The sequence below is a fragment of the Marinithermofilum abyssi genome, from assembly GCF_014641195.1.
Lineage (GTDB): Bacteria > Bacillota > Bacilli > Thermoactinomycetales > DSM-45169 > Marinithermofilum > Marinithermofilum abyssi.
This window is the reverse complement of sequence record NZ_BMHQ01000010.1, coordinates 117,625-141,723: the sequence shown is the minus strand read 5'-3', so window position 1 is coordinate 141,723 and position 24,099 is coordinate 117,625. Positions and strand designations below refer to the sequence as shown.

At 51.0% G+C, this 24,099-nt stretch carries 20 protein-coding genes and 2 pseudogenes; 3 read left to right on the top strand and 19 right to left on the bottom strand.

Annotation, left to right across the window (positions count from 1 at the left end; translation table 11 throughout):
* Positions 1-24: 24 nt before the first annotated feature.
* The 8 genes and pseudogenes from IEW70_RS14030 to IEW70_RS13995 all read right to left on the bottom strand — a co-directional run bounded on the left by IEW70_RS14030 (position 25) and on the right by IEW70_RS13995 (position 7,145).
* Positions 25-966 (bottom strand): sugar kinase, encoded by a 942-nt coding sequence (locus IEW70_RS14030; RefSeq protein ID WP_188648527.1) that lies wholly within the window; start codon positions 964-966, stop codon positions 25-27.
* A 35-nt stretch (positions 967-1,001) separates the two neighbouring features.
* Complete coding sequence (locus IEW70_RS14025; protein WP_188648563.1) at positions 1,002-1,223, bottom strand: hypothetical protein; 222 nt, start codon at positions 1,221-1,223, stop codon at positions 1,002-1,004.
* A pseudogene (gene dgoD / locus IEW70_RS14020) lies at positions 1,201-2,349 on the bottom strand (galactonate dehydratase). The gene IEW70_RS14025 and the pseudogene dgoD overlap by 23 nt, the downstream one beginning before the upstream one ends.
* A complete protein-coding gene (locus IEW70_RS14015; protein WP_188648526.1) occupies positions 2,346-3,641 on the bottom strand; it encodes a nickel pincer cofactor-dependent isomerase, group 22 in 1,296 nt (431 codons plus the stop codon). Before IEW70_RS14015 ends, dgoD begins: the two are co-directional and overlap by 4 nt.
* 168 nt (positions 3,642-3,809) lie before the next feature.
* Positions 3,810-4,277 (bottom strand): Rossmann-fold NAD(P)-binding domain-containing protein, encoded by a 468-nt coding sequence (locus tag IEW70_RS14010; protein WP_188648525.1) that lies wholly within the window; start codon positions 4,275-4,277, stop codon positions 3,810-3,812.
* Between the two features lie 73 nt (positions 4,278-4,350).
* The gene (locus IEW70_RS14005; RefSeq protein ID WP_188648524.1) at positions 4,351-4,518 is read right to left on the bottom strand and encodes a TRAP transporter large permease subunit; all 168 of its coding nucleotides are present in this window, start codon (positions 4,516-4,518) and stop codon (positions 4,351-4,353) included.
* Between the two features lie 277 nt (positions 4,519-4,795).
* A complete protein-coding gene (locus IEW70_RS14000) occupies positions 4,796-5,107 on the bottom strand; it encodes an MFS transporter (protein WP_229752003.1) in 312 nt (103 codons plus the stop codon).
* On the bottom strand, positions 5,055-7,145 hold the full coding sequence (locus IEW70_RS13995) for a prenyltransferase/squalene oxidase repeat-containing protein (protein ID WP_188648522.1): 2,091 nt from the start codon (positions 7,143-7,145) through the stop codon (positions 5,055-5,057). The genes IEW70_RS14000 and IEW70_RS13995 overlap by 53 nt, the downstream gene beginning before the upstream one ends.
* A gap of 677 nt (positions 7,146-7,822) precedes the next feature.
* On the opposite strand from IEW70_RS13995, the gene IEW70_RS13990 reads away from it, so the two are divergent.
* A complete protein-coding gene (locus tag IEW70_RS13990; protein ID WP_188648521.1) occupies positions 7,823-8,455 on the top strand; it encodes a hypothetical protein in 633 nt (210 codons plus the stop codon).
* 74 nt (positions 8,456-8,529) lie between these two features.
* Here IEW70_RS13990 and IEW70_RS13985 read toward each other — a convergent pair whose 3' ends face one another.
* The 6 genes from IEW70_RS13985 to IEW70_RS13960 form a co-directional block, all read right to left on the bottom strand.
* Complete coding sequence (locus tag IEW70_RS13985; protein WP_229752002.1) at positions 8,530-9,492, bottom strand: glycoside hydrolase family 130 protein; 963 nt, start codon at positions 9,490-9,492, stop codon at positions 8,530-8,532.
* A 31-nt stretch (positions 9,493-9,523) separates the two neighbouring features.
* Complete coding sequence (locus IEW70_RS13980) at positions 9,524-10,498, bottom strand: ROK family protein (protein WP_188648520.1); 975 nt, start codon at positions 10,496-10,498, stop codon at positions 9,524-9,526.
* A 24-nt stretch (positions 10,499-10,522) separates the two neighbouring features.
* Positions 10,523-11,350, bottom strand: a complete 828-nt coding sequence (locus IEW70_RS13975) for a carbohydrate ABC transporter permease (protein WP_229752001.1) — start codon at positions 11,348-11,350, stop codon at positions 10,523-10,525.
* A 19-nt stretch (positions 11,351-11,369) separates the two neighbouring features.
* Positions 11,370-12,236 carry a carbohydrate ABC transporter permease gene (locus tag IEW70_RS13970; RefSeq protein WP_229752000.1) on the bottom strand — a complete coding sequence of 289 codons (867 nt, stop codon included), beginning with the start codon at positions 12,234-12,236 and terminating at the stop codon, positions 11,370-11,372.
* 62 nt (positions 12,237-12,298) lie between these two features.
* Entirely contained in the window at positions 12,299-13,597 is a 1,299-nt protein-coding gene (locus tag IEW70_RS13965; protein ID WP_188648518.1) for an ABC transporter substrate-binding protein, read from the bottom strand.
* A gap of 15 nt (positions 13,598-13,612) precedes the next feature.
* Positions 13,613-14,824, bottom strand: coding sequence for an ROK family transcriptional regulator (locus tag IEW70_RS13960; RefSeq protein ID WP_188648517.1), 1,212 nt, complete (start codon positions 14,822-14,824; stop codon positions 13,613-13,615).
* 225 nt (positions 14,825-15,049) lie between these two features.
* Here IEW70_RS13960 and manA point away from each other — a divergent pair, with 225 nt between their 5' ends.
* Together manA and IEW70_RS13950 are read left to right on the top strand one after the other, a co-directional pair.
* Complete coding sequence (gene manA, locus IEW70_RS13955) at positions 15,050-16,072, top strand: mannose-6-phosphate isomerase, class I (protein ID WP_188648516.1); 1,023 nt, start codon at positions 15,050-15,052, stop codon at positions 16,070-16,072.
* 34 nt (positions 16,073-16,106) lie between these two features.
* The gene (locus tag IEW70_RS13950) at positions 16,107-17,522 is read left to right on the top strand and encodes a PTS fructose transporter subunit IIC (RefSeq protein WP_188648515.1); all 1,416 of its coding nucleotides are present in this window, start codon (positions 16,107-16,109) and stop codon (positions 17,520-17,522) included.
* Between the two features lie 61 nt (positions 17,523-17,583).
* On the opposite strand, the gene IEW70_RS13945 is transcribed toward IEW70_RS13950, so the two are convergent.
* The 5 genes and pseudogenes from IEW70_RS13945 to IEW70_RS13930 all read right to left on the bottom strand — a co-directional run bounded on the left by IEW70_RS13945 (position 17,584) and on the right by IEW70_RS13930 (position 23,767).
* Positions 17,584-19,188, bottom strand: a complete 1,605-nt coding sequence (locus tag IEW70_RS13945; RefSeq protein WP_188648514.1) for an ABC transporter permease — start codon at positions 19,186-19,188, stop codon at positions 17,584-17,586.
* Complete coding sequence (locus IEW70_RS13940; RefSeq protein WP_188648513.1) at positions 19,188-20,105, bottom strand: ABC transporter ATP-binding protein; 918 nt, start codon at positions 20,103-20,105, stop codon at positions 19,188-19,190. Before IEW70_RS13940 ends, IEW70_RS13945 begins: the two co-directional genes overlap by 1 nt.
* Positions 20,106-20,119: 14 nt before the next feature.
* Positions 20,120-20,749, bottom strand: coding sequence for a TetR/AcrR family transcriptional regulator (locus IEW70_RS13935; RefSeq protein ID WP_308423167.1), 630 nt, complete (start codon positions 20,747-20,749; stop codon positions 20,120-20,122).
* Between the two features lie 222 nt (positions 20,750-20,971).
* A pseudogene (locus IEW70_RS17920) lies at positions 20,972-21,073 on the bottom strand (hypothetical protein); the annotation flags it as partial.
* 63 nt (positions 21,074-21,136) lie between these two features.
* Positions 21,137-23,767 carry a phosphoenolpyruvate synthase gene (locus IEW70_RS13930; protein WP_188648511.1) on the bottom strand — a complete coding sequence of 877 codons (2,631 nt, stop codon included), beginning with the start codon at positions 23,765-23,767 and terminating at the stop codon, positions 21,137-21,139.
* Positions 23,768-24,099: the final 332 nt, after the last annotated feature.

Below are 24,099 nucleotides of genomic sequence, written 5' to 3'. Positions count from 1 at the left end.
TTCTTCATCTCCGTTCATGGAATATTATCGCAGCACCTGTTCCTCCGGATCGGGCGCCACCTCCGACCAAAAGGGCAACCCTTCCACATCCCCAACAACGGTGAGGGCATGAGCGGCCACCCGATTACCCAACCGAACCGCTTCGGACCATGACCAACCCCGGATGAGTCCCGAAAGGAACCCCGCGGCAAAGGCGTCACCGGACCCCACCGGATCTACAATGTGCGGTACCGGGTAGCCGTCAATACGGGCCGATTCGTGAACGGCAGCATAATAAGCCCCGCTTCCCCCCAACTTGACTACCACCGCTTTCGCCCCGAGGTCCAATAGATAAGCCGCTATCTCTTCCGGATCGGTGGATCCCGTCAACACTTCTCCCTCTTCCAAACCCGGCAACACGATGTCGCATCGTGCAGCCACATCCAGCAATTCACTGCGCACCCGCTCTTCCGACCACAGCTTCAGGCGGATGTTGGGATCAAAAACTACCGTGAGACCATGCCTGCGCGCCAACCGGATGGCGTGGTATACCGTTTCCTTATTGGAATCGCTCAGCGCGGGGGTAATCCCGGTTATGTGAAGAAACCCCGCTTTGGCGATGTACTCCTCATCCAGGTCATCCGGGCGAAGGCGACTAGCTGCAGACTCCTTCCGGTAATAATAGATTTTGGACTCCTTCATCGGCCGGCGTTCTTTAAAAAAAACACCGGTGGGGTATGCTGCATCAAAGATCACCCGGGACGTATCCACGCCTTCCCCCCGGATAAAGTTCCGTACGTACAATCCGAATTCATCCTTCCCCAACCGGCTGATCCAACCAGCTCGGTGCCCAAGCCGGGTCAGTCCGATGGCTACATTGGATTCTGCCCCTCCGATTGTTTTTTCAAATAATCCCGCGTACCGCAATGGTCCAACGGAGATGGGGTTAAAAAGAACCATCGTTTCGCCGAAGGTGACTACATCCACCGCTAATGCCTCCTATATTGGAATCCCGTCGTGATTCACATTAGGGGGTCGTCATATTCCGGACGGGCCACGTGGAACAAGGTCTCCATTCCCCGGATTGTTCCGGCACAGCATTGCATGGCCAGTGCGAAAATATCCCGCCCTTCGGTCAGGCTGTAATCAAATAAGTCCGGCACCGGGTATTCATGGTGAATATACGGATTGGCTCCCTTCATTTTGGGGTATCTTGGTACCTTACCACTCCGCAACGGTGCCATCTTCGTTCCGCCAGACCGGGTTTTTCCACTCATGCCCCTGTTGTGCGGCAACCTGCACGCGCTCCTCGTCGAGTCAATCCCCGAGACCGGGCCCATTGGGGATATTCACAAACCCTGCCTCATATCGAAAAACCTCGAGATTGGCCAAGTAATCCAGCAAGTCACCTCCCCGGTTGTAATGGATGCCCAGACTTTGTTCTTGAATGACCACATTGGGTGTACAGGCATCCAATTGCAGGGAAGAAGCCAAGTTAATCGGCCCGAGGGGGCTGTGGGGAGCCACGGCAACATCGAAAGCCTCGGCCATCGATGCGATTTTTTTCACCTCGAGGATCCCTCCGGCATGGGAAAGATCCGGTTGGATGATATCGACGTATCCATCCATCAACATCTGCTTAAAGCCCCACCGGGTATATTGCCGTTCACCGGTAGCAATCGGGATCGTCGTGTGGCGGGTGATCTCCCGCAGGACTTCCTGGTTCTCCGGAAGAACGGGTTCCTCGATAAACATGGGCCGATAGGGTTCCAACTCCTTGACCAGGATCTTAGCCATCGCCCTGTGAACGCGGCCGTGAAAATCGATCCCGATACCGAAATCCGGACCCACCGCCTCCCGAACGGCAGCGACACGGTTTAAAACGGCATCCACCTTGGCCAGCGAATCGATGTAATGCATCTCTTCCGTCCCGTTCATTTTAATCGCCGTCAATCCGGCATCCTTCTTTTCCTTGGCTGCCAAGGCGACGTCCCGGGGCCGGTCACCACCGATCCAGGCATATACACGTACCTTGTTCCTGGCGGCTCCCCCCAGCATGTCGAATACGGGAAGGCCGTGCCATTTTCCCTTGATATCCCACAACGCCTGTTCGATCCCCGAAATGGCACTCATGAGAATCGGTCCGCCGCGGTAGAAACCCCCGCGGTAGAGCACCTGCCAATGATCTTCGATTCGGCGGGGATCCTTTCCGACCATATATTGGCTCAATTCCTCGACACAGGCCCGAACGGTATCCGCCCGTCCTTCCACAATGGGCTCTCCCCACCCGCTGACTCCTTCATCGGTTTCCACCTTCAGAAACAGCCAGCGTGGTAGAATTTTATAGAGGTTCAGCTTGGTGATTTTCATTTCTCAACAACCTCTTCTTCATCGATGGATTCACACGGAAGCCTCGAAAAATCCATCTTCACGGGCTCCGTCAAGATCTCCAGGACTTCTTTTTCCCGTGCTTCCGCGACCAGGCTTTCGGAAATCCAGATTTCCTTGATATCCAACGTATTTTGGATACGAACCAATCGCACTTGGGAGAGGTCACGGGCGTTGCAGGTTTTGATCGCGGCTTTGACGGCCAGCTCTTCCGTGTCGAGACACATCGGCAATTTAACCGTATCCACCACGGTGCTCGTCAATGCGTTGGCGTATCCTTTTCCCCATGCTATCCCTTGAAATACCTTGCGGGTCGTCATATCCGCCAATCCGATCCCATTGGCGTTCCCGTGGGTTTTGTCGGTCAAACCGAGGACCACGATGCGCGCCACTTCCGGTCCGCCGCTGGCATATGGAGTTGCGTAGCGGCCGGTGATGTTGGGATCCATCCCGTCTCCGGAGATGTCCTTCCCGATTTCATCCACTACCAATACGTCGATTCGGTCAAAATGAATCCGCGGCATCCAAGATTTTGCTTCAAGCAGGAGGTTCGGTTCTTCCCTCTCGATACTCTCCGCAGGGATGGCGACGATTTTCGCCGGCCGATCATAAGCGTTTTCAATCGTTCCCAAACCGAAAATGATCGGTACTTGGCTTAGTACAACACGGGCCATCGCCGGGACATGCTCCGCCATGTATCTGAATCCGTAAGCGTGAGCTGCTTCTGCGCCCTTTTGTTTGCCCAGACCGATGGTAATCATTTTTAACAATCCACTTTCGACCGGGCCACGAAAGGCCGTGTGGGGCTTAATCCGGTTGATCACAATCACTTTGTCCGCCCCATAGGCGAGTTTGTCGGTATAGACGGGTAAACCGTTTTCCAAGTTCCCCACCTTCACAACTTCCATACTGGATCGGATCGGAGCACCGACAAAAGATTCGGTCACTCCCAACTGCTCCAGTACCTCCCGCTGTCCCTCCGCAGTGGCACCGCCGTGGCTGCCCATGGCCGGAACGATAAAGGGATGTGCACCCTTGCTTCGGACAAGATGAACCACTTCTCTCGTAAGGACATCGATCTCGGCAACACCACGGCTTCCCACGGCAATCGCCACCCGGTCGCCTTCCACAATCCGGGATAACAGCCCCCTTTGGACGACAGCATCCCTCACAGCGGCGGGGACGTCCGCAATCTCCGGAGCAGCGAATTTTTGTCGCACCTTGGCCATTCGGGGGAGTGGAACGTCCCGGAGCAATTCCTCAATCACTTTCATGACAAACCCTCCGCATCCGGCTTATTGCCGCGTTTTCTCCACTTCGTCATACAGCTGTTGAACCAGGACTTCCCCCCGCCAGGGCCAGCGAACCAGCTAAAAGAGCGCACAACCATTTTTTCACCATTTTGTAACCCCCTCCGGTTTCCGCTCCGGAATCTGCCTCACTTAACGCTTGCCGTTTGTGAGCGAAGCAAGCGGTTTCACCGACCGGTTGACCAAATATTTCGGATACTCCCTTTTTAACAGCACATCCCGAACAGCCGCGGCAGCCTTTCGCCTCATGTCCGAGGAAGCTTCCTCCGAATACCAGGCGACGTGAGGAGTCAAAAGGACATTTTCCATCGACAGAAACGGATGATCGGGCCGGATCGGTTCGGTTTCGAGATCGATGGTATCGACTCCGACTCCGTACCGGGCGATTACCTGACATTTTTCCAGCGCCTCTATCACCTTTCGGTTGATGGGTGCGTACTGATTAATAATCCCATCCACATCCCGGCAGGCGGCAACCACTTCCTCTTTCGTTCGGCACCGGGCGGGAATCAACTCAAGAGAATCATGATGTAACACCTGTTCTTCATAACGTAAATCATCATATTCCCAGTCCGTAACAACCACTTTCCATCGAGTCATCCTCCATCCCCTCCCGTCAAGTTAGCCAATCCAAAGGCACCGTCACTAGTTCAGGAATAAAGATCAGGATAAACTAAACCTTAATTTCGATCAGCAGGAAAGGCCAAAAGCCTTTGACCAAGTTGCCGATGCTGATTCGGCTGATCCCGCAACCTACGTAGAGGACAGTCCCTACAGGAGGTGTAATCAGACCGATACAAAGGTTGATCACCATGATAATTCCGAAATTGACCGGATCCATACGGTTTGATGAATTGAATACCGTACTCCTTTAAAAAATGCTCGTCTTCTTCATAACTTTTCTTCATCCGCTCCCACTCATAGGCAGCCGACTTTATATAACCTCCTTATGAGTTATTGTTTTATAATATAGAATTAGGTTTTGTATTATAGAGAAAATGTAAGGGTTTTCATAACATAAAACCCGGTTCTTTCTATTTATTATTCTGAATGTTTCCTCCATCCTAATATTAAAACAAAAATCATGTCAAGCCTTTTTGGGAAGGTATTCTACTACATCACAGACTCCTTTCGGACAAGGAAAAACTGACGGATGCGAACACCACGGTAAAGGCAAAGACCAAAGCTGCAAACAGGAATTCCATCTGGTTTCCGAGGGGATAGAGGAGTGCCCCCACCATCGGCCCTGCAGCCATCCCGAGATAGCGGAAAAAATTGTACACCCCCATCGCAGTCGCTCGATTCTGCCGAAATTTATTGGCAAGCAAGGTTGTCTGAACCGGGGCGGACAGCCCCAAACAAACACCAAACAAAGCGCTAATGACCAATGCCGTTGACAGGGAAATCGAAGACCCGATAACGAACAGCAACGTAGCAAATACGTTGAGGGATGCTGTCCCAATAAGCAGTTTTCGACTGTCCAATCTCTTGGTTTGGCAATTGATACACCGTGTAACTTTTCACTGGTTGAATGAAAATATTGTCTAGAATCAACGGCTTTTTCCCTCGATAGGTAACTGTAATCGTATTTGTCCCTTTCTTCAACTCCGCGCGGGACAACACATCCCTCCACAGGTAATCCTCGTCCGGGGAGCCCCCGGTGTCATGCCTAACCGCAGTCTCATTGTTAACGGTAACTACCAGCTCACCGGCCCCTTCGCTTTCCGTCTGCTTTTCAAAGGCGGCTTCGATCTGGACCGCCTCGTGGACACCCCAATCCAGAGTAAAACGGAGGGCATCTCCATCCTTCATCTCCACCAGTTTGCCGCTGTACAGTGCCTCACCGTTCCAAGAAGATTCTGGATTGATTATCTCCGGCTTTCCCGCCGCAGTTTCCCCTTGCTCCGCCTCCAGAATACGATAACTGTGCCGTTTCACCCGTTTGGCACGCATCCATGCCGCTGCCTCCGGGTTCGATGTAACCGCCTGCACCGCCATCAACGCTTCGATGGTCGATTCGGCCCCGGCGTTCCGGTTGATTTGACCAGGAGCGACTATTCCGTCATATCCCCGTCCCGTTTCGACATCATACATGATGGAGTCAGCTGAGTTGTTGCCAAAGAACCAGGAGGCGGCCAGTCCGGCCATCCGGTCGTATTTGCGATTGCCTGTCGCCTCCCCGACGGCGAGCAGCCCCTGAACCATCCGGTTGGCTCCGTATGCGATTTGCTCGTAATAAGAGGGTGTAGGCGCCATCTCCTTGATCATACCGGAAGTGAGCAAGTGAGCATACAGCCCATCAGCGGCTTTCTGTGCGGAACGGATGTAGTCCTTTCGCTTCAGCACCTGCCCTGCCCGGGCCAAAGCCATCGGCTGGGTGCTTCCCCAGGCGTGCCACAGTTGGATGGATCCGCTCCATTCCATATGGGCCTGGTAGGGATAACGCGAAAAACTACCCAGCTGATACCAGGACAGACCATCCCCTAATTTGACCATGGATTCCTTCACTACCGGCAATGGTTCCGCCCGGTAAAATTCGGTCAATCCCAGCAGAGCGTTGGATAGGGCATCGTATTCATCCATCCATGCCGGTACTTTTGCCCCGTGAAGGGAGCGGTAATCCCCGTATTTGGCGTTGATCTTCCGCTGCAATGCCTCATTCGCCAGCAAAAAGTGTTTTCTCAGCCGCTCCGCAAAAGCAGGATCCTCCTTTTGAAAGACACGGTATCCGTGTCCCATCGCCCACATCCCCCGGGCAGCCCACCATCCCATCGACTTATAACTGGTAGGCCCCTCTCGATTGATGCTGTAATCTTTGAATACAAAGTTGTAAAATTCTCCGTCTTCCGCCTGCATGTACAGGATAAAGTTGAGGGCTTTTTGGGCCCGTTCCAGACTCGATCGATCTCCCGTCTCTTCAAAATGCTGAAGGTATACCACTGTGGCTCGAGCCGTATCGTCGACACAAGCGATTCCCTCATCGGCATCCCCCACCCAACCGTAGTCGGGATATTCGGAATAAATGCGGGTCACGGCCATTTTCACACCGTTCACGTTCACCTCATCCTGGAGGTGATTCAGGTGACCGAGGTTCACCGTCCGTTGGTAAAGGGAAGATTTCGTTTCTTCCGCCGCGCTTGAGGATGACATCGATCCGGGCAGCACTCCGGCCGCCAACAACACACCTGCACCCAAACCACCGACCCAGCGCTCGGGAGTCCACTCGGCACCGGCACCAGCACCGGATCTAAACTCCGCTTTGGTACCGTATTCCACGGCATAAAAGCCGGCTTCGTTTTTCTGTTGAATCAGATCCAGATCGGCATCGTTCATATCGTCGGCATATTTGCGGCCGGGGTTTTGAATCAGATCGACCAGGATTTCGTCGGCATCGGACAGGCCACGGAAGCGGCCGCGGTTGACGTTCACATTGGCGTAGTAGGTACGCGGTCCCATGTAGAGGTTCATGTAAGGTCACTCCCTTTCGTTTGGCTAAAGTTCGAGATGGTAGAACGGTAGGATTTCCCCGTGTAGTCGCCTGTTTTGCTAGAGGCAACTGGGGATGAAGAGTGTGGGGTGTGAAATGGCGCAGAAGGATCGTGACGATCCAGCGGAGGGGAGAGACGGGAGTCTCTCATCGCGGCGGTCGATTCTCTCTTTCTTTGTTGACCTTCAATAGAACCGCGAGGGGAAATGGAATAAACGAAGAGCATAAAATAAGGGCAAAAAAGAGGAAATATGAAGAAGTGAAAAGTCCATGGAGTTTGATCTTATTTTGAGGAATTTTTTTCATGATGTAAAGGGAATGAAGGGGAATTCTATTAAGAATTTGAGCTATATCTGTAGGGTAGAATCAAAAAACTACCCATGAGGGTAGTGAGGTTAATGACAAACCCCAGCGAACCAAAAGGAATTTGGTCCGCTGGGGTGTTTGGTTTGGAATAAAAAGTGAAATTTGTCGAGGAAACAAGAAGTCGCGACCCGTTTCCGGGCCCCTGCTCCTTCCGATGGCGAAGCAGGAACAAGGCTAAAGTAGATAGAATTTCTTTATTCTTACGAATAACAAAGCAGAATGGGAACCTACGTGAGCCCCTGATTAATAAGGGAAGGGTGGAAACAGAATCCGCACGAAGGGATTGGTTCATTTGACAAAAGGTCGGGTTGTTTTTTTCAGTGTCTCGGCGCTTTTAGTTGGTACGTTGGCTTATGTCGTTTGGACCTTTGCTCAGGGCTCAGGAAAACACGACAGTGCCCCCCTCCACGCGGGAAAATACGACCATGTCCCTCTCAACGAACGGTTAATTCATACCATACCGAAAGATAAACGTGATGACTTCAAAGGCGAGGACGCTAAAGATTTGCAGAAGCTGGATCAATTAACGTACCGAGACAGATTGCTCGTTCCTACCACCTTTTTTAATCCCGACTTTCTTAATGTGACACTGTGGCCGAATCCATCTAAAACTAGAACCCAGTTGATCATGGTATATGACAACCAACCAAATCCATATATTAATAATAAAATGGAGGATTTAGAGTATGGAAGAATCATAGTGGATAACTTCCCAAATAGTGGTTATAAACCATACAGCAAACACACGAAGACGCTTACGATCGCCGGCAAACCTATCGAAGTCCACTGGGAACTTGAAAAGCCAGACGAAGAACATTTGACGGAACATAAAATCTATACTGCTCAATTTACCCATCAGGGGTTGAACTACTCGGTTACTATCAATGAACTTTACCTTCACTCGGAAAAAAAAAGGGTGAGCTAGAGTTCTTCCATATCCTCCGTTCCTTTAAACCTCTGCCACCTAATGCGTCTCCAGTTCATCGGCGGTCCTCCTTATTAAGGCCGATAGACCGCTGTACCGATCTTGGAATCGGCCATCCCGTAATACAGATACCACGCACCGCGAAACTCCGTCAGCCCCTCCAGAAAGACGACGTTGTCCACCTGTCCCTCCACTTCATCGCGGGATTCCGGAGTAAAGAAGGGCGTATCCGTCCGCCGGAGCACCTGCCGGGGGTTTTCCCGGGAAAAGAGAACCTGCCCTGCTTCATAGCGGACCGGTGACGGGTGGATGTTGCCGGAACCGCTCTTTCCGGTCTCGCTCAGCTTGCGAGCCCCGTTATAGATCAGCAGAATTCCTTCCGGTGTCAACAAGGGCTGGGGACCGGGTTCTACCAGCAGGCTGTCGAAAGATCCGGGACGGACTTGAAGTACCGGTTCCTCCTCCGGTTCCCAATGAATCCCGTCCTCCGACCAGGCGATCCAGATGGAACTGTCCCCGAAGTACATCACATACTTCCCGTTGATTTTCTCTGAGAGAATCGCGCCGGATTTAGACCATTCCTTCGGCTGATCGCCTTTCCATCCGGGAAAGACAACTCCGTGCTTTTCCCAATTCACCAGATCCTTGGAAGTGGCCAGACACATCCGGGCGCAATCCCCGTCAAAAGCGGTGTAAGTGAGGATATAGGTATCCCCGATTTTCGTCACCCGCGGATCCTCGCACCCTCCCGGCTGCTCATAAGGTTCCGTAGGAACCAGCACCGGCTCGGGGAACCGTTCGAAGTGAATACCGTCTTCGCTGACGGCCAGGCCGATCCGGGAAGAACCATTCCATTCTCCTGGTCCCGAGTGGTCTTCCGCCCGGTATAAAAGGTAAACTTTGTCGTCTTTTACCACTGCTGCCGGGTTAAATACATCTTTGGACTCCCAGCCGTCCCCTCTGGGGGACAAAATCGGGTTCTTTTCGCATTTGATAAACTGCCCGAAGGGAAAGGATTGCAACATCGTCGCGGTCATAGGATCTCCTCCCGGTTTTAAGTATGAAATTTCAAGATGTTGTCTCGAAGGTGTCTCTTTTCTCCGCCCAAAGGGAAGCCGCGCCCAGCACCCCTGCATCATCACCCAGTTCCGCTTGACGTAGATCAAAGGTACCGGAAAATGACGACATCAGCCACTTCCCCAGCCGTTCTCGCAGGGGATTGAACAGCCATTCACCCGACCGGGTCACTCCGCCGCCAAGCACGACTCTTCGGGGATTGAACAGATGAACAACATTGGATATACCGATAGCCAGGTACTCCACGGTGCGCTCCACAATGGCAGCGGCAGCCTCATCCCCTTTGTCGAGAGCGGAAAATACATGTTCCGCAGTCAAGAGAGTCCCCTTTTGCTCCGCCCATTCGGACAGAAGGGAGTTCCCCCGCTCGGCGGCCTCACGGGCAGCACGGGCCAGGGCTGTCCCGGAGGCCATCACTTCCAGGCAGCCTTTTCGTCCGCAGCCGCAGACCGGACCCGAAGGATCAACCGTCGTATGACCGATCTCCCCGGCATAGGTATCGGCTCCGCGAAACAGCCGTCCGTTCAGCACCACTCCGCCACCAATCCCCGTGCTGATGGTCATGTAGAGCATCGGATCGGCGCCCGATCCCGCCCCTCTCATGTATTCGCCCCATGCGGCGGCATTGGCATCATTCTCTATCCAGACAGGGAGGCCGAACGCCTTTTCCAGCTCCTCTCTCAACGGGATGTCCACCCAGCCCGGCAAGTTCGGCGGAGACAGAATCACTCCGGTCCGGGCATTTAAAGGGCCCGGTGCGGCCACCCCGATTCCTGCTACCCTTTCGGTTCCCATCACTTTCTGGATCTCTTTGCACATTCGCTGGATAATCACCTTCGGCCCGTCGGTGACCCGGGTGTCGATACGGCAGCGCCGACTGAGGGTGCCGTCCGGCTCCACTCTGGCCACGGCGATTTTTGTCCCGCCCAGATCCACACCGATACACGGGCCTGTCGGAAGTTGCATACACAGACCTCCTCGTCTTTCTGTCTATCCTTTCATCCCGGTGCTGCTGACGCTCTCAATGAAATACCGTTGGAAGAAGAGATACAGCACCACCACCGGCACCGCCAGAATCGTCGTCACCGCCATGATGCTGCCCCATTGACCGCCTTGCCCTTCCAACCCGAACAGCGTGGCGGCCTGCGCCAACGGCATCATTTCCTGATCCCGCGTCACCAGCAAAGGCCACAGCAGGTCGTTCCAGGGACCCATAAAAGTGAAGATCGCGACGGTGACACAAGCCGGTTTGGACAACGGCAGCATGATCCGGAACAAAATCTTCAACTCTCCCGCCCCGTCGATTCGGGCTGCATCGATGAGCTCCTGGGGAACGGTCCGGAAAAACTGTCGGAAGATGAAGATCCCCAAGGCATTGACCGACACCGGGAGCACCAATCCCGCATAGGTGTTCATCCATCCCAGTTTCACTACAATGATGTACAACGGGATCATCAGCAGCTGAAAGGGAATCATCATGGTCAGCAGAATAACGGAAAACAAGACGTCTCTTCCCCGAAACTCCAGCCGAGCCAACGCATATCCCGCCATGGAGGTGAAGATGAGGGTGATCAGGGTGACACCCCCCGCAAAGATGAAGCTGTTGAGGAGGGAACCCCACACCGGAATGCGGTCAAACATATACACATAGCTGTCCCAGGTCACTTTTGACGGGATCAGGCTGAGATCAAACACTTCCTCCGGGGTTTTGATCGACGCCAGCACCATCCAGTAAAAAGGAAAAATGAACAAAACGGCGCCTGCAATCAAAATGAGGTACATCGTCATTCGCTTCAACCCTCTCGAAATCCGGTCCATGCTCCTCCCCCCTTAGGCGTTAATAATAGGTATCCCGTTCCAGGAAGCGCTTCTGCAGCAAGGAAACAGTCAGGATGATCAAGGCTAGGACCAGCCCGATCGTGGCTGCATAACCCATGTCCAGGCTTTGAAAGGCGTTTTTATAAATGTACATGACGACGGAAAGGGAACTGTTGGCAGGTCCGCCTCCGGTCATGATAAAGGGTTCCGTGAACAGCTGAAACCCGTTGATGGTGGAGAGGATGACGACCAACAACATCGCCGGGTTCAGCATAGGCAGGGTGATACGGAAAAAGTTCTGCACAGGGCTGGCACCGTCCATCCGGGCAGCCTCATACAGGTTTTTAGGAATGCCTTGCAGACCGGCAAGAAAAATGACCACGTAATAGCCGAGATTCTTCCAGGCAGCTACCCAAGCCAGTGACGGAATCGCCCAGGTTTCCGAAGTCAACCAGGGAACGGGCGGGATGCCGATCCGCCCCAGCACTTCGTTGATAATGCCGCCGTCGGTGGACAACATCCAGGCCCACAGGAAGGAGATGACCACGCCGGAGGTAACGACGGGAAGAAAATACGCCCCCCGGAAAAATCCCCTCCCTTTAATCGGCTGATTCAATGCGACAGCCAACAGCAGAGCCAGGACGATCTGCAGCGGAATATTGATCAGAATGAACCGGACCGTATTCCAGAGAGATGTAAAGAACAACTCGTCTTCCATCAGTCGTTTATAGTTTTCCAGTCCCACAAAGGGAATGTCCGTCGACACGATATTCCAGTCGTGAAAGGTGAGCCAGACGGAAAACAAGATCGGGTAGATCAGAAATACCCCCAGGAAAAGCAGATAGGGCAGAATCAATAGATAAGCGGATCGATGGTTTCGTTTCACCATCTTCACCTCCAGTGAGGGCGGGCGAGAATCCCGTCTGCGACCAGCGGCCCCGCATCGCATTACCTAGCCAGAATTTCATTCACCTTTTTCTCAGCTTCGGACACTGCTTGTCGGGGATCTTTTTTTCCCATTATCGCCGATTGTTGATATTCCAGGGACAAAGCTTCAAAGAGATCCGTCAGTTTATCCGAGTCATCCGTGGCCCGGGTGTAGGGGGCTTGCTCGGCAAATTCCACTAACGCCGGATTTTTTTTGAAGAATTCCTTCGTGGCAGGATCTTTATCGATCCCTTTACGGAAGGGGATCTGCTGGGTGATCTCCAAAAACTTCCGATCGTTTTCCTTGCTGATCAGAAACTTGGCGAATTCCCAGGCTTCCTCGGGGTGCTCCGTTGATTTGAAAATCCCAATATTCTTGGGATCTCCGTAAGTGATGGAGCGTTTCCCCTCCTGACCATCGGGAACCGGAATGGGTGCCACCCCGATCTTCATATCCGGATTCTGCTTTTTCAAATCAGCCAGAGCAAAGGGACCGGTAATGGTCATCGAGACTTTCCCTTTGGCAAACAAATTTTCTTTGAAGGTGGACTTGGGTGCCATCCCTTCTTGGAAGAGCGAGCGGAAAAATTTCACTGTCTCCACGCCAGCTTTATTATTGAAGGCCGCCTTGTTGTTCTTTAAGAGCGTGTGACCGTCGGTGGCCGCCAGGTACCATGGATAGAAGTCGAAGAACCGCTGCCACCAGGTCTGCTCCACATTGGGGTTGATCGCCCAGACATCCGGTTTCCCATCCCCGTTTTTATCCCTTTTCAGCTTTTTGGCAGCATTCAGAAATTTTGAATAGGTACTGATATCCGGCTTTTCCGGATCCAATCCTGCCTCTTTGAAATGTTCTTTATTGTACAGCACCATGACCGGATTCCCTTTCCAAGGGATCTGGTACAGGTGGCCGTCTTTGGATCGGAACGCTTCGACCGTTTCTTTGGGCGTCCGTTTCGTAATGGTCTCCATCGCGCCGTCGATTTCATCGATCGGCAACATGCCCCCGGCTTCGATAAATTGACCCAGGGCTCCCGGATTGATGTTGGACGTGATGTCCGGTGTCGTCCCGCCGGCAATCGAGGTGAGGATGACTTCCTCTGACGAACGGCTGGCGGGCAACGGTTCCATCTTTACCTGGATATTCGGATGTTTTTTGTTCCACTCCTTGACCACTTCCTTGGCAAACTCCACCTCCGCGGGGTTGGCCGCCGGCCAGTACGTTAACTCGACCTTTCCCCCGCTGTCTCCGCTGCTTGAGCAAGCCGTCTGGACGAGAATCAACAGCAACGACATGCACAGAAACATCGCCTTTTTCACAGGGATCCCCTCCTTTTAGGATTTCATCCATCGCAGTGTGAACAGTTCCTCCAGCACCAGGGCAGCAGCCCCGATAAGAGCGGATCGTTCCCCCAATTCTTCCGGCACCACACACACCTTGTCCCGGAAAACGGAAATCACGCGTTCCCGGGCCGTTTGAGCAGCAATATCGACCATCTCCGGAAAGGCCCGGGGCACCTTCCCCCCGATAATCACCCGCTCCGGGTTAAAGGAGTTTAGAACCCCCGTGATTCCCATCCCCAGGATCTGAGCCGCTTCCCGAAAAGCCTGTTGCGTAAGACCATCCCCTTCTTGAAGCGCTTTCAACACTATGGGAAAAGAAAGATTCTCAGGTTGTTCGTAAAAAGAGGATGTCTCTCCCTTCTCCAGCTCGGACTTCACCTTTTTGACGACTGCAAGTCCGGAGGCCATCACCTCCAGACAGCCAGTATTCCCGCAGTTGCAGCGGGGACCGTTCATATCCACCGTGCCGTGTCCAATCTCTCCTGCACCGAACAAACTTCCCCGGTACAAGGCACCGTTGATCAATATGCCGCCACCGATCCCCTCGCCGACGAGGACATAGACCAGATTGTCCACGTCTTTCCCCGCACCGAGCCAGCGTTCACCCAAAGCGGAAACGTTCCCGTCCTTTTCCACCTTCACCACAAGGCCCAACGACTCTTCCAACAGACTCTTCAAGGGAACGATGCCCCATTTGGGAAGGTTCGGAGGATAAAACACTTCTCCGGTCCCGGCATCGACGGGTCCGGGAGAAGAGACCCCCATGCCAAGAATCTTGTCTTTTTCCACTCCTGTCTCCTCCAACAGCCTGTTGAGGCAGGAGGCGATGGTATCAACATAATCCGAAGGCTCCCGGTTCGGAGGTGCCGGCACACGAATCTCGCCGACGACACGGGTACGCACATCCAAAAGAGCCATTTTCACATCTTCCACGGAAAGTTCCACAGCTGCCGCAACAAAAGCATCCGGGTTTAACTGATACAAGATCGGCTTGCGTCCTCCGCTGGATTTTCCTTCGCCTATGGGAACAATAATCCCGGTTTCCTCTAGTCCCTTGACAATTTTGGAAACGGCGGCAAAAGTGAGCCGGGTCCGTTTCGCCAGCTCCGCCTTGGACAAAGGACCGGATGTGCGAATGATATCCAGCACCTGTGTTTGGTTCACTTTCTTCAGCAAACGATGATTACCGCGTATCAGAGGCAACGCCCCCTTGGATTCAACGTTGTTTAAACAGCTGAAGGATGTTTTGCTTTTTCACCACCTTTTTAAACAGTGTTGAATAAGTTTTGACAAAATATTATCAAATATGCTATGCATTATTCAAGGGTTAATTTTGGTAATATACTATCTTTTCTGTTTCCTGCGCAGACACCCCATCCCTATGGAAACACGGCAGCTTAGAGCCGCGACAGGAGGGAAAAAAGCGATATGCAACCGCCGTTATTTCTGCAACCGGTATTCAAAGAACGAATCTGGGGAGGCACTGCTTTAAGGGAGCGATTCGGATATGACATCCCCTCAGATCACACAGGAGAATGCTGGGCGATTTCAGGTCACCCCAACGGAGAGAGCATCGTTCGGGAGGGACCGTACCAGGGGATGTCCTTGGGCACACTGTGGAACCGCCACCGAGAGCTTTTCGGCCATTTTCCCGGGGAAAGTTTTCCTCTGCTGACCAAAATCCTGGATGCCAGCGAAGATCTGTCGGTTCAGGTCCATCCGGATGATGCCTATGCCCATGATCATGAAAACGGAGAAAGGGGGAAAACGGAATGCTGGTATATCCTTGATTGCCAGCCTGGGGCCGAGCTGATTTTCGGCCATTACGCCCAAACCCGGGAAGAACTGGAGCAAAAAATTCATCGGGGGGAATGGTCCTCCCTCCTCCGGAAAGTCCCGATCCGTCCCGGAGATTTTTTCTACGTCCCCAGCGGCACCATTCACGCCCTCTGTGCCGGAACGCTGGTGCTGGAAACGCAGCAAAGCTCGGATACCACTTACCGCCTCTATGATTACGACCGCAGGGATGGAAAAGGAAACCGGCGGGAACTGCATATCAACCAGGCGTTGGATGTCATCCAAGTGCCCCATCATTCACATCAAATGGAGCAAAAAGCAACCCGGCTTCCCAGCGTGCACATTGTCCATCTGGTGAAGAGCCCCTATTTCTCCGTTTTCAAATGGAGCATCCAAGGAGAAGCTGCCTTTCCCTCTCCTCATCCCTTTATGCTGGCCAGCGTGATCGCAGGGAACGGAGAACTCCTGTGTGAAACCGGTTCCTTCCCTTTTCGGAAAGGAGATCACCTCATTTTTCCGGCGAAAATGGGATCCTTCCAGATTCACGGGCAATCGGAGTGGATCCTTTCCTGCCCTGAGCAAAAAACGACGGCTGAGATGGTAGCACCGCAATCATATTCGCGATCACCGGTTGATGGACCCGCTACCAGTTAAAAAAGCCGAACAAAAAAAGAAGAAGGGATCCAGAATGAAACTTGTTGCAGTTACTTCTTGTCCCAATGGGATTGCCCACACCTATATGGCCGCGGAAAAACTGGCCAAAACAGCCGAAGCAGCAGGCATCGACATCAAAGTGGAAACCCAGGGCTCCATCGGCGTGGAAAACGAACTGAAAGCGGAAGAGATCGCTGGTGCGGACGGTGTCATCCTGGCGACGGATAAAAGCATCGAAATGGATCGCTTTGAGGGGAAACCAGTGCTGCAATGTGCGGTCGCAGACGCCATCCGAAAACCGGAAGATTTAATCCAACAGTTTAAAAATGGAAAGGTCCCCCTATACGCCACGAAACCGAAGGAAACGGAACAACAGGAAGGAACTCCGCCTGCCCATGGTCAGCAAGATCCACGCGGACAAAACCCTGTCTACCGTTCCTTGATGAACGGGGTTTCCTACATGATTCCTTTCGTGGTAGTAGGCGGCCTGCTGATCGCTCTTTCCCTCGGACTCGGGGGAGAGCCAACCGCAAAGGGATTCGTCGTTCCTGAAAACTCCCTCTGGTATTCCATGCAGAAAGTGGGGGAAGCCGCCTTTACTTTTATGGTCCCTATATTAGCCGGCTTTATCGCGGTCAGCATCGTAGACCGGCCGGGTTTGGCTCCAGGGATGATCGGAGGGTACATCGCGGCCAATGGCAGCTTTTACGGATCCGAAGCCGGAGCAGGTTTTATCGGAGGAATTTTGGCCGGTTTTATCGCCGGGTATATCACCCGCTGGATCAAATCATTGCCGTTCCCTCGCATGATCCAACCGATCGTTCCGATTTTGATCATCCCGTTGGGAACCTCCGCACTGGTAGCCATTCTTTTTATCTTTGTGCTGGGTGCACCCATCGCCTCACTGATGGAAGCGCTGAACAGCTTCCTACAAGGGATGCAAGGCTCCAGTAAAGTCCTCTTGGCTCTTGTTCTGGGAGCGATGATCGCCTTCGATATGGGCGGACCTGTCAACAAGGTGGCCTTTCTGTTCGGAGCAGCCATGATTGCGGAAGGACAAACGTTTATCATGGGTGCCATTGCCGCCGCGATTTGTACCCCGCCCTTGGGCATGGGACTCGCTTCCCTTCTGGCCCGCCGCAAATATCACCGGGAGGAACAGGAAGCGGGCAAAGCCGCCCTGGCAATGGGACTGATTGGCATCACCGAAGGAGCCATCCCCTTCGCTGCCGGAGACCCGCTTCGGGTGATTCCCAGCATTATGGCAGGCTCGATGACGGCGTCCGTGATCGCCATGCTCACTGGGGTGACGGACAATGTTCCACATGGAGGACCCATTGTAGCTGTAGTTCAAGCAGTGGGGAACGTGCCCATGTTTTTCACAGCGATTCTGGCTGGCACGGCAGTGACCTCCCTAGTGGTCAATTTGCTCAAAAAGCCGGTTTCATAGCGGGTCATGCTGGTGTAACCCCAAAGGTAAACCTCCAGCGAATCGCTGGAGGTTATTTCATTTATCCTGCAATATCCCGTTTGTTGTATCCAATATATCCACTGCCGATCAACACAAGCGCTATCATTGTCAGCATGGCAACCGGGGTAAATGCCATGTCTTCAATTGGCCATTTCGGAATATGACCGTAGGGAGAGAGCTTAGCCATCCAATCTGGAAATTGGAACAATCCGCCTAAATACACGACGACATAGGAATAAACCAAATATAGCCAGGTTAAACCAGTCAACTTTGGGGCCACCCCGATCAAGAACACGGCAATTCCAATCATCACGCATATCGCCGGCAAATAAACCCATGCGGCTTTCATAAACATACTCAACGCGATGCCGTTATCCATGGCGGTTGTTGCGGCAATCCCCATCCCCAGCGCCGCAATGGAGAGCATGACGAATCCGCTGACCAACGAAATGATAAAGTAGCTGCTCATGAGGTGTGTTCGAGACACCGCGCGGGCTAATACATGCTCGGTTCGGTTGTTTTTCTCTTCCCCTTTCAACTTAAACATGGCCATCAGCGCTGGAATGGTACATACCATTGAAATAATCGTCATCAACAAGGTTAAAAATTGTTCGGTTAAAGAAACCCCTTCCTTTGGCCTCAACAGCTCTTGCATGATTTCTACCTCTTCAAAAAATGACTCTGTATCGCCTAACACGGACCCATATGTCGCACCGAATACAAACAAACCAATCGACCAAGCCAATAACCCGGTGCGCTGTAGCCGTAAATTGAGACCCAACGGACTGAGCAAAAATGACGATGCGTGCTTCCTGCCGGGTTTGGAAGGTAAAAATCCAGATTCCAAATCACGTCTCACATTTAAATAAAGGGCCAAAATAATAAATACGAATGCAATCCCGACTGTCAAAAAGATTGGCCACCAGTAATTATTGACATAGACTTCTGTCCCTTGTACCCAGCCAAACGGTGAAAACCATGAAAGCGTCTGGTTACTCACATCACCAACCGCACGTATCAAATACGCGAGACCCAGCACGGCAAATGACAAGCCAATCGTGCCACGCGAACTGTCAGACAGCTGTGCAAAAAACGCCCCAATCGCTGTAAAGAATAGGCCAGTCGCCCCTAAAGCAGCCCCATATAATAGTGATCCTTCAAGATCCATACTTTCAATATTCAACAGATATAAACCAAAGCCATGCATGAATGCCAGCAGCACATTAACCCCACATACGACCAAAATCGTGGCCGTCAAATGGGATAGACGTCCCGTCGGCAATGACCGAATGATTTCAATCCGACCATGTTCTTCATCCGCACGCGTATGGCGCACGACGAGTAAAATACTCATAATGCCGACAACGAAAGCAGTAATCCCTAACATTTGATGGGCCATCATCGCGCCCAATGTATAATGATCCAATCCGTAACCGGGACCGACGATAGCTGTTGTCGCCGGATTGATCATTGTTTTAGCAATGGCCTGACGTTCTTCTTGGTTAGGATACAGATTCGCAAGCGCTAGCGCAGTGGCAACAGACGCGATGGTTAAGGAGAATAACCATATGGGGATACGAATCCGGTCTCGCCGGATGATAAACCGAGACAGCCTCTCCGTATGCGCATATAATTGTTTGGACATTATGACGCACCTCCCGCTCCTGCCCGTTCAGCATGCGCCTCTCCTTCGTAATAGCGCATAAATAAATCTTCAAGCGTTGGTGGCGCACTTTCTAATCTGATCACTCCAAACTGACTTACATATCTTATGACACTGTCCAATTCCTCCGTATCGACTTGGAACTTAACGGCCTGACCTTGTGCCGTAATATCATACACACCTTTTAACTCACCCAGAGACTTAATGGGCTGCTTCGTCTCCACAAGCAAATTTGTGCGCGTCAAGTGGCGGAGTTCGCTTAACGTTCCCGTCTCAATGATTTTTCCTTTTCTGATAATACCAACTTTGTCACATAATTTTTCAACCTCAGATAAAATGTGACTTGAAAGCAATACACTTTTACCTTCTCTTTTTACATCCATGACACACTCCTGAAACACTCTTTCCATCAGTGGATCCAGACCGGATGTTGGTTCATCTAAAATATACAGGTCCGCATCCGCTGAAAATGCCGCAACTAAAGCCACTTTTTGCCGGTTCCCTTTCGAATACGCATGGCATTTTTTAGATGGATCCAAGTCGAATTTTTGAATGAGTTCATCCCGGCGACTCTTGTTTTTCGTTCCACGTAACTTGACAAATAAATCGATTACCTCCCCCCCTGTAAGATTGGGCCATAAATTGACATCCCCTGGCACATAGGCAATGCGCTTATGAATATCAACAGCATCTTGCCAAACATCTTTGCCGAATATGTTGGCTTCACCCCCATCCGCTTTGATGATCCCAAGCAATATACGGATCGTTGTCGATTTTCCCGCACCGTTTGGCCCGATAAAACCATAAATTTCCCCTTCGTTCACTTCTAAGTCCACACCATCTAAGGCGGTAATATGACCAAATTTCTTTGTTAAGCGACGGGCTTCTAAGATTGCCACAGTCAACCCTCCCCTTATTTATAAAAACTCGTTTTTAATATATCCAGATATTCATAAAATTCATCCCAGTAAGGCTTGAAGTCGATGGATGAAAGCTTCTGACCTTTAAGACGGTCCAGCAGCTCTTTCTCATACCCTTCCATGGCCCAACGAATAATCTTAAACACTTTGTCAGCATCCACATCATTTCTAAATAACGTTTGATCAATATGGTCGTATATCTTGGAGTGACCCAGTTTTTTTATTTCTGCAAGCCGTTTTGCTAAATCGTCAGGTAATTCAACCTCTTGATTAAGCAAGATGCTCCCTAAAAAATGAAAAACATGAGGGTTCTTAGCATAGGCTTTCATTTTGATTCGCGCGGCTTGTTTGTATCTTTCAATGAAATCTGGTTCATGGTCATCAATAAGGCTAAGGTACTCATTGATAAGGAAATCTAAACCATAGTCAATTAAATAGTGATACAGCTCTTTTTTACTGTTGAAATAGTAAAAAAGCATGCCTTTACCTATCCCAGCTTCCCTTACGATTCGATTTGTTGAAGCCTGCTCATAGCCATACTCTGCAAATTCTGCCAGTGCCGCATTGATAATTCTCTGTTGTTTTGAGGGCTCTAATTGAGAAAATGTCTTGGTAATCGCCAATCCCTCCTTGAAAAAACAGGTAGACCACATCGGTCTATTTCAGTATACTCCTATCGACCACTCTGGTCAATAGATAGCATGCTTGTGTCCCCACTCATTGATTGCGCTATGCCAAAAAATAAAGAACCCCTTTACACGGTTAGCGGTTGATCTTTCCGTTCCGTGTAAAGGGGAGTGAAGTTTACGAACTAAGTAACCTAACGAAGGGTGGCATTTTTTGATTTATTTGCTTCGTAACTGTCCACAGGCAGCATCAAGGTCTCTGACATGCTCCCGACGGATGCCACAGTTGATCCCTTTCGCTTTGAGCGTCTCATAAAACGCTTACAACGGTTTGCATCATCATGTTCGCCGCCGCCCCCAATAGAATTCCCGTGAGTCGAACGCTTACTTTTTTTCATCACTTAAAATTTCCACAACTCCTTGGCTTCCATCCAAGCGAATCATCTGCCCGTCTTTGATTTTCTTGGTCGCATCATCCACGCCCACCACAGCCGGGATACCGTATTCACGGGCCACAACGGCACCGTGTGTCATCAGTCCGCCCACCTCTGTAACCAATGCTTTGGCTGATTGAAACAAAGGGGTCCAACCGGGATCGGTATGAGGAGCAACGAGAATTTCCCCCTCATTGAGATGGGCTTCTTCCGGTTTCAGGACGCTCCGGGCCTTTCCTTCTACCACTCCGGCAGAAGCCGGTGTTCCAACAAGCGCTCCTTGGGGAAACTCTCCTTTTCTAGGAGAACCCGTTACCATCTCTCCTTCACTTGTCATCACTCTGGGTGGGTTCAATGTATGGTGCCATTCATATTTTTCTTTGCGGTCAGCAACCAATGAGAAAACATCTTGTTTAAACTCCTCTTTGGAGAGTTGAATCAACTCGTCAAGAGTCAAGAAAAAGACATCTTCTGACTGCTGTAGAACCCCTTTCTTTACCAGTCCCTCCGCTTCGGTCATAATGGCTTTTTTGCATTCATCCAAAATCATTGTTAACAGATATTTGGGGTGCTCCCGAAGCCCGCCCATATGGCGATATACCTCCATCAGACGTTTAATCCATTTGGACTTAAAACTGCCCCGTCCCACATGATCCAGAATCCGTCGCGCAGCTTCTTGGGCTTCCTGTTCTCCTTGGATGAATTTTTGTCGATGTTCTCCCGGCTTCACGCTGCGCATATGTCCCAGGATGGCAGGAACCAGTTGGGCAGGTACCACACGCCAGCGAGGCCTCGTCAGGTCAATTTCACCCGGGCATCTATGTCCGTATTTGGCGATAAATTCTTCAAAAGCTCGTTTAAACCTCTCCCCTCCATAAACGTTGAAGAGCCCTTCATAGAAGGTCTGGTCATCTGCATGTTTCAGATACTCTTCCACTTCAGGCAGTTCGCGAACCAGATCGGCCAAATCGCCAATCTGTAGGCCCATTTCGCTGGTGATATTTCCAGGGAGAGATTTATTTAACTGATACAGTTCTTTCTCATCCCCGATCCAACGAATAAGCGCTTTCCTTAACAAGAGGAATGAAATCGGGAAACAAATGACGTAAGGAAAGAGGTTCTGTAACACATCCCTTCCCAAAATGCTTAATTGATCTTGAACGGCTTTCAGGCGTCCGGCCCCGCTTACACCCTGCAATTTTTCACGAACCTCTGTCCACTTTTTCTGCATAAAGCTTTCAACTATGCTTTTCGCTAATTTCGGGTCACGCTTGACAAGATTGTTCCACACCTCTTTTATGATGGGGGCCATGAACCGACGCGCTGACTTAACGAAACCCGGTTTAGGAGGAACTTGGAGAAACTCAGGTCGCTGAATGACTTCACTGATGGCACGGCTGAGCCCTTCATCAACTAAATGATGAAAAGCTTTGGGCAGTATTTTTCTTCCCGGCTTGGTTCGAAGCACTTCCGTGGGATCAACAAAAAGACGTCCTCCTGCTTCGAATAAAACCTTTTTCGGAAAAATGGTTCGTAAGACCGAAAGCCCCAGCGGTTTCATGGCATCTGTCATCATTTGTACATGGCCGAATGAGAACATGACACGAAGCGGATCTTGCGGAATGTCGGGCAGAGGATACAGCGACGTGATCGGCCGGCTTTGCACCACAAAGATCTTTCCGTTTTCAATACAGAACTCAATATCTTGTGGAGAGCCAAAATGCTTCTCGATTCTTTTTCCCAGCTCAGCCAAGCGCAAAATTTGGCTGTCCGTCAGAGCTTGTTTGGTCTGTTGATCCAGAGGCAACTCTTTTTTCACTGTCCCTCCCTCAGGTATTGAATATATCGCGATTTTCTTTTCCGATATGTTCTTGTGAATGAATTGACCGTCTTTCACTTTATACAAATCCGCCGACACTATTCCGGATACAATGGCTTCTCCCAATCCGAAACTGGCGTCAATGGAAACAACCTTGCGATTCCCATTCACAGGATCAGCGGTAAATAAAATCCCCGATATTTCCGGATTCACCATCCGTTGGACCACGACAGACAAATAGACTTGACGATGATCGAACCCATTTTTCGCTCGATAGGAAATGGCACGATCTGTAAACAAAGATGACCAACATTTCCGAATATGTTGAATCAGTCCATCTTGCCCCTTAATGTTCAAATAGGTATCCTGCTGTCCAGCGAAAGAAGCGGTAGGTAGATCTTCAGCTGTTGCACTGGAACGGACGGCATAAGCATACTCTTTCCCCACCGATTCCCAGGCATGAAAGATTTCATTTCTCAACTGGAAGGGGATCTCCAATTGTTGTAAATGAGTGCGAATACGCTCTCCTAACTTCCGCAATTGACTTAAATCATCCGGGTTCATTGCATTGAGTTCATCTAATAAAGAATCCATTTTGGGACTGGTGGCGATAAAGTCTTGATACGCGTGTGTCGTCACACAGAATCCACCTGGTACCGGAAAGCCTGTCTTACTCAGTTCACCCAGATTGGCTCCCTTTCCCCCGACATAAGGAAGACTGGAACGGTCCACTTCATCAAAAAACAGGACATAAGACTTCATAAAGCAGGTCTCCTTTTTCAGAAATGGAATAGTGGGGTAAATAGCCCCAGGCAAATCTACCCTTTCCTTCAACATTCAACAGCCAAGGAAATTCGTTTGTCCCTCAAAAAACGGAGATTGGAAGAGAATATGTGAATCCTCTTATTTTCTTGAGGGAGCACGGGAACCATCCATTCTGCGCCGGATCGCATCGCTAAGAATCGTTCTGCGATGAAAATCCTAATCCGCGACGAATTACCCTCCTTTATCGATATGGAAAACAGGGCCCGTTCCCTTTATACTACAATAAAGGTGTCGGAGAGGTGGCTTTTGATGTTGACAGAACGACAAGA

What these genes read in the sequence shown, in the direction of transcription:
- IEW70_RS14025 (WP_188648563.1), bottom strand. Translation starts at nt 1,223, where the DNA reads ATGGCACCGTTGCGGAGTGGTAAGGTACCAAGATACCCCAAAATGAAG.
- IEW70_RS14015 (WP_188648526.1), bottom strand. Translation starts at nt 3,641, where the DNA reads ATGAAAGTGATTGAGGAATTGCTCCGGGACGTTCCACTCCCCCGAATG.
- IEW70_RS14010 (WP_188648525.1), bottom strand. Translation starts at nt 4,277, where the DNA reads ATGACTCGATGGAAAGTGGTTGTTACGGACTGGGAATATGATGATTTA.
- IEW70_RS14005 (WP_188648524.1), bottom strand. Translation starts at nt 4,518, where the DNA reads ATGGATCCGGTCAATTTCGGAATTATCATGGTGATCAACCTTTGTATC.
- IEW70_RS13995 (WP_188648522.1), bottom strand. Translation starts at nt 7,145, where the DNA reads ATGAACCTCTACATGGGACCGCGTACCTACTACGCCAATGTGAACGTC.
- IEW70_RS13985 (WP_229752002.1), bottom strand. Translation starts at nt 9,492, where the DNA reads ATGACCGCGACGATGTTGCAATCCTTTCCCTTCGGGCAGTTTATCAAA.
- IEW70_RS13980 (WP_188648520.1), bottom strand. Translation starts at nt 10,498, where the DNA reads ATGCAACTTCCGACAGGCCCGTGTATCGGTGTGGATCTGGGCGGGACA.
- IEW70_RS13975 (WP_229752001.1), bottom strand. Translation starts at nt 11,350, where the DNA reads ATGGACCGGATTTCGAGAGGGTTGAAGCGAATGACGATGTACCTCATT.
- manA (WP_188648516.1), top strand. Translation starts at nt 15,050, where the DNA reads ATGCAACCGCCGTTATTTCTGCAACCGGTATTCAAAGAACGAATCTGG.
- IEW70_RS13950 (WP_188648515.1), top strand. Translation starts at nt 16,107, where the DNA reads ATGAAACTTGTTGCAGTTACTTCTTGTCCCAATGGGATTGCCCACACC.
- IEW70_RS13945 (WP_188648514.1), bottom strand. Translation starts at nt 19,188, where the DNA reads ATGTCCAAACAATTATATGCGCATACGGAGAGGCTGTCTCGGTTTATC.
- IEW70_RS13930 (WP_188648511.1), bottom strand. Translation starts at nt 23,767, where the DNA reads ATGAAGTCTTATGTCCTGTTTTTTGATGAAGTGGACCGTTCCAGTCTT.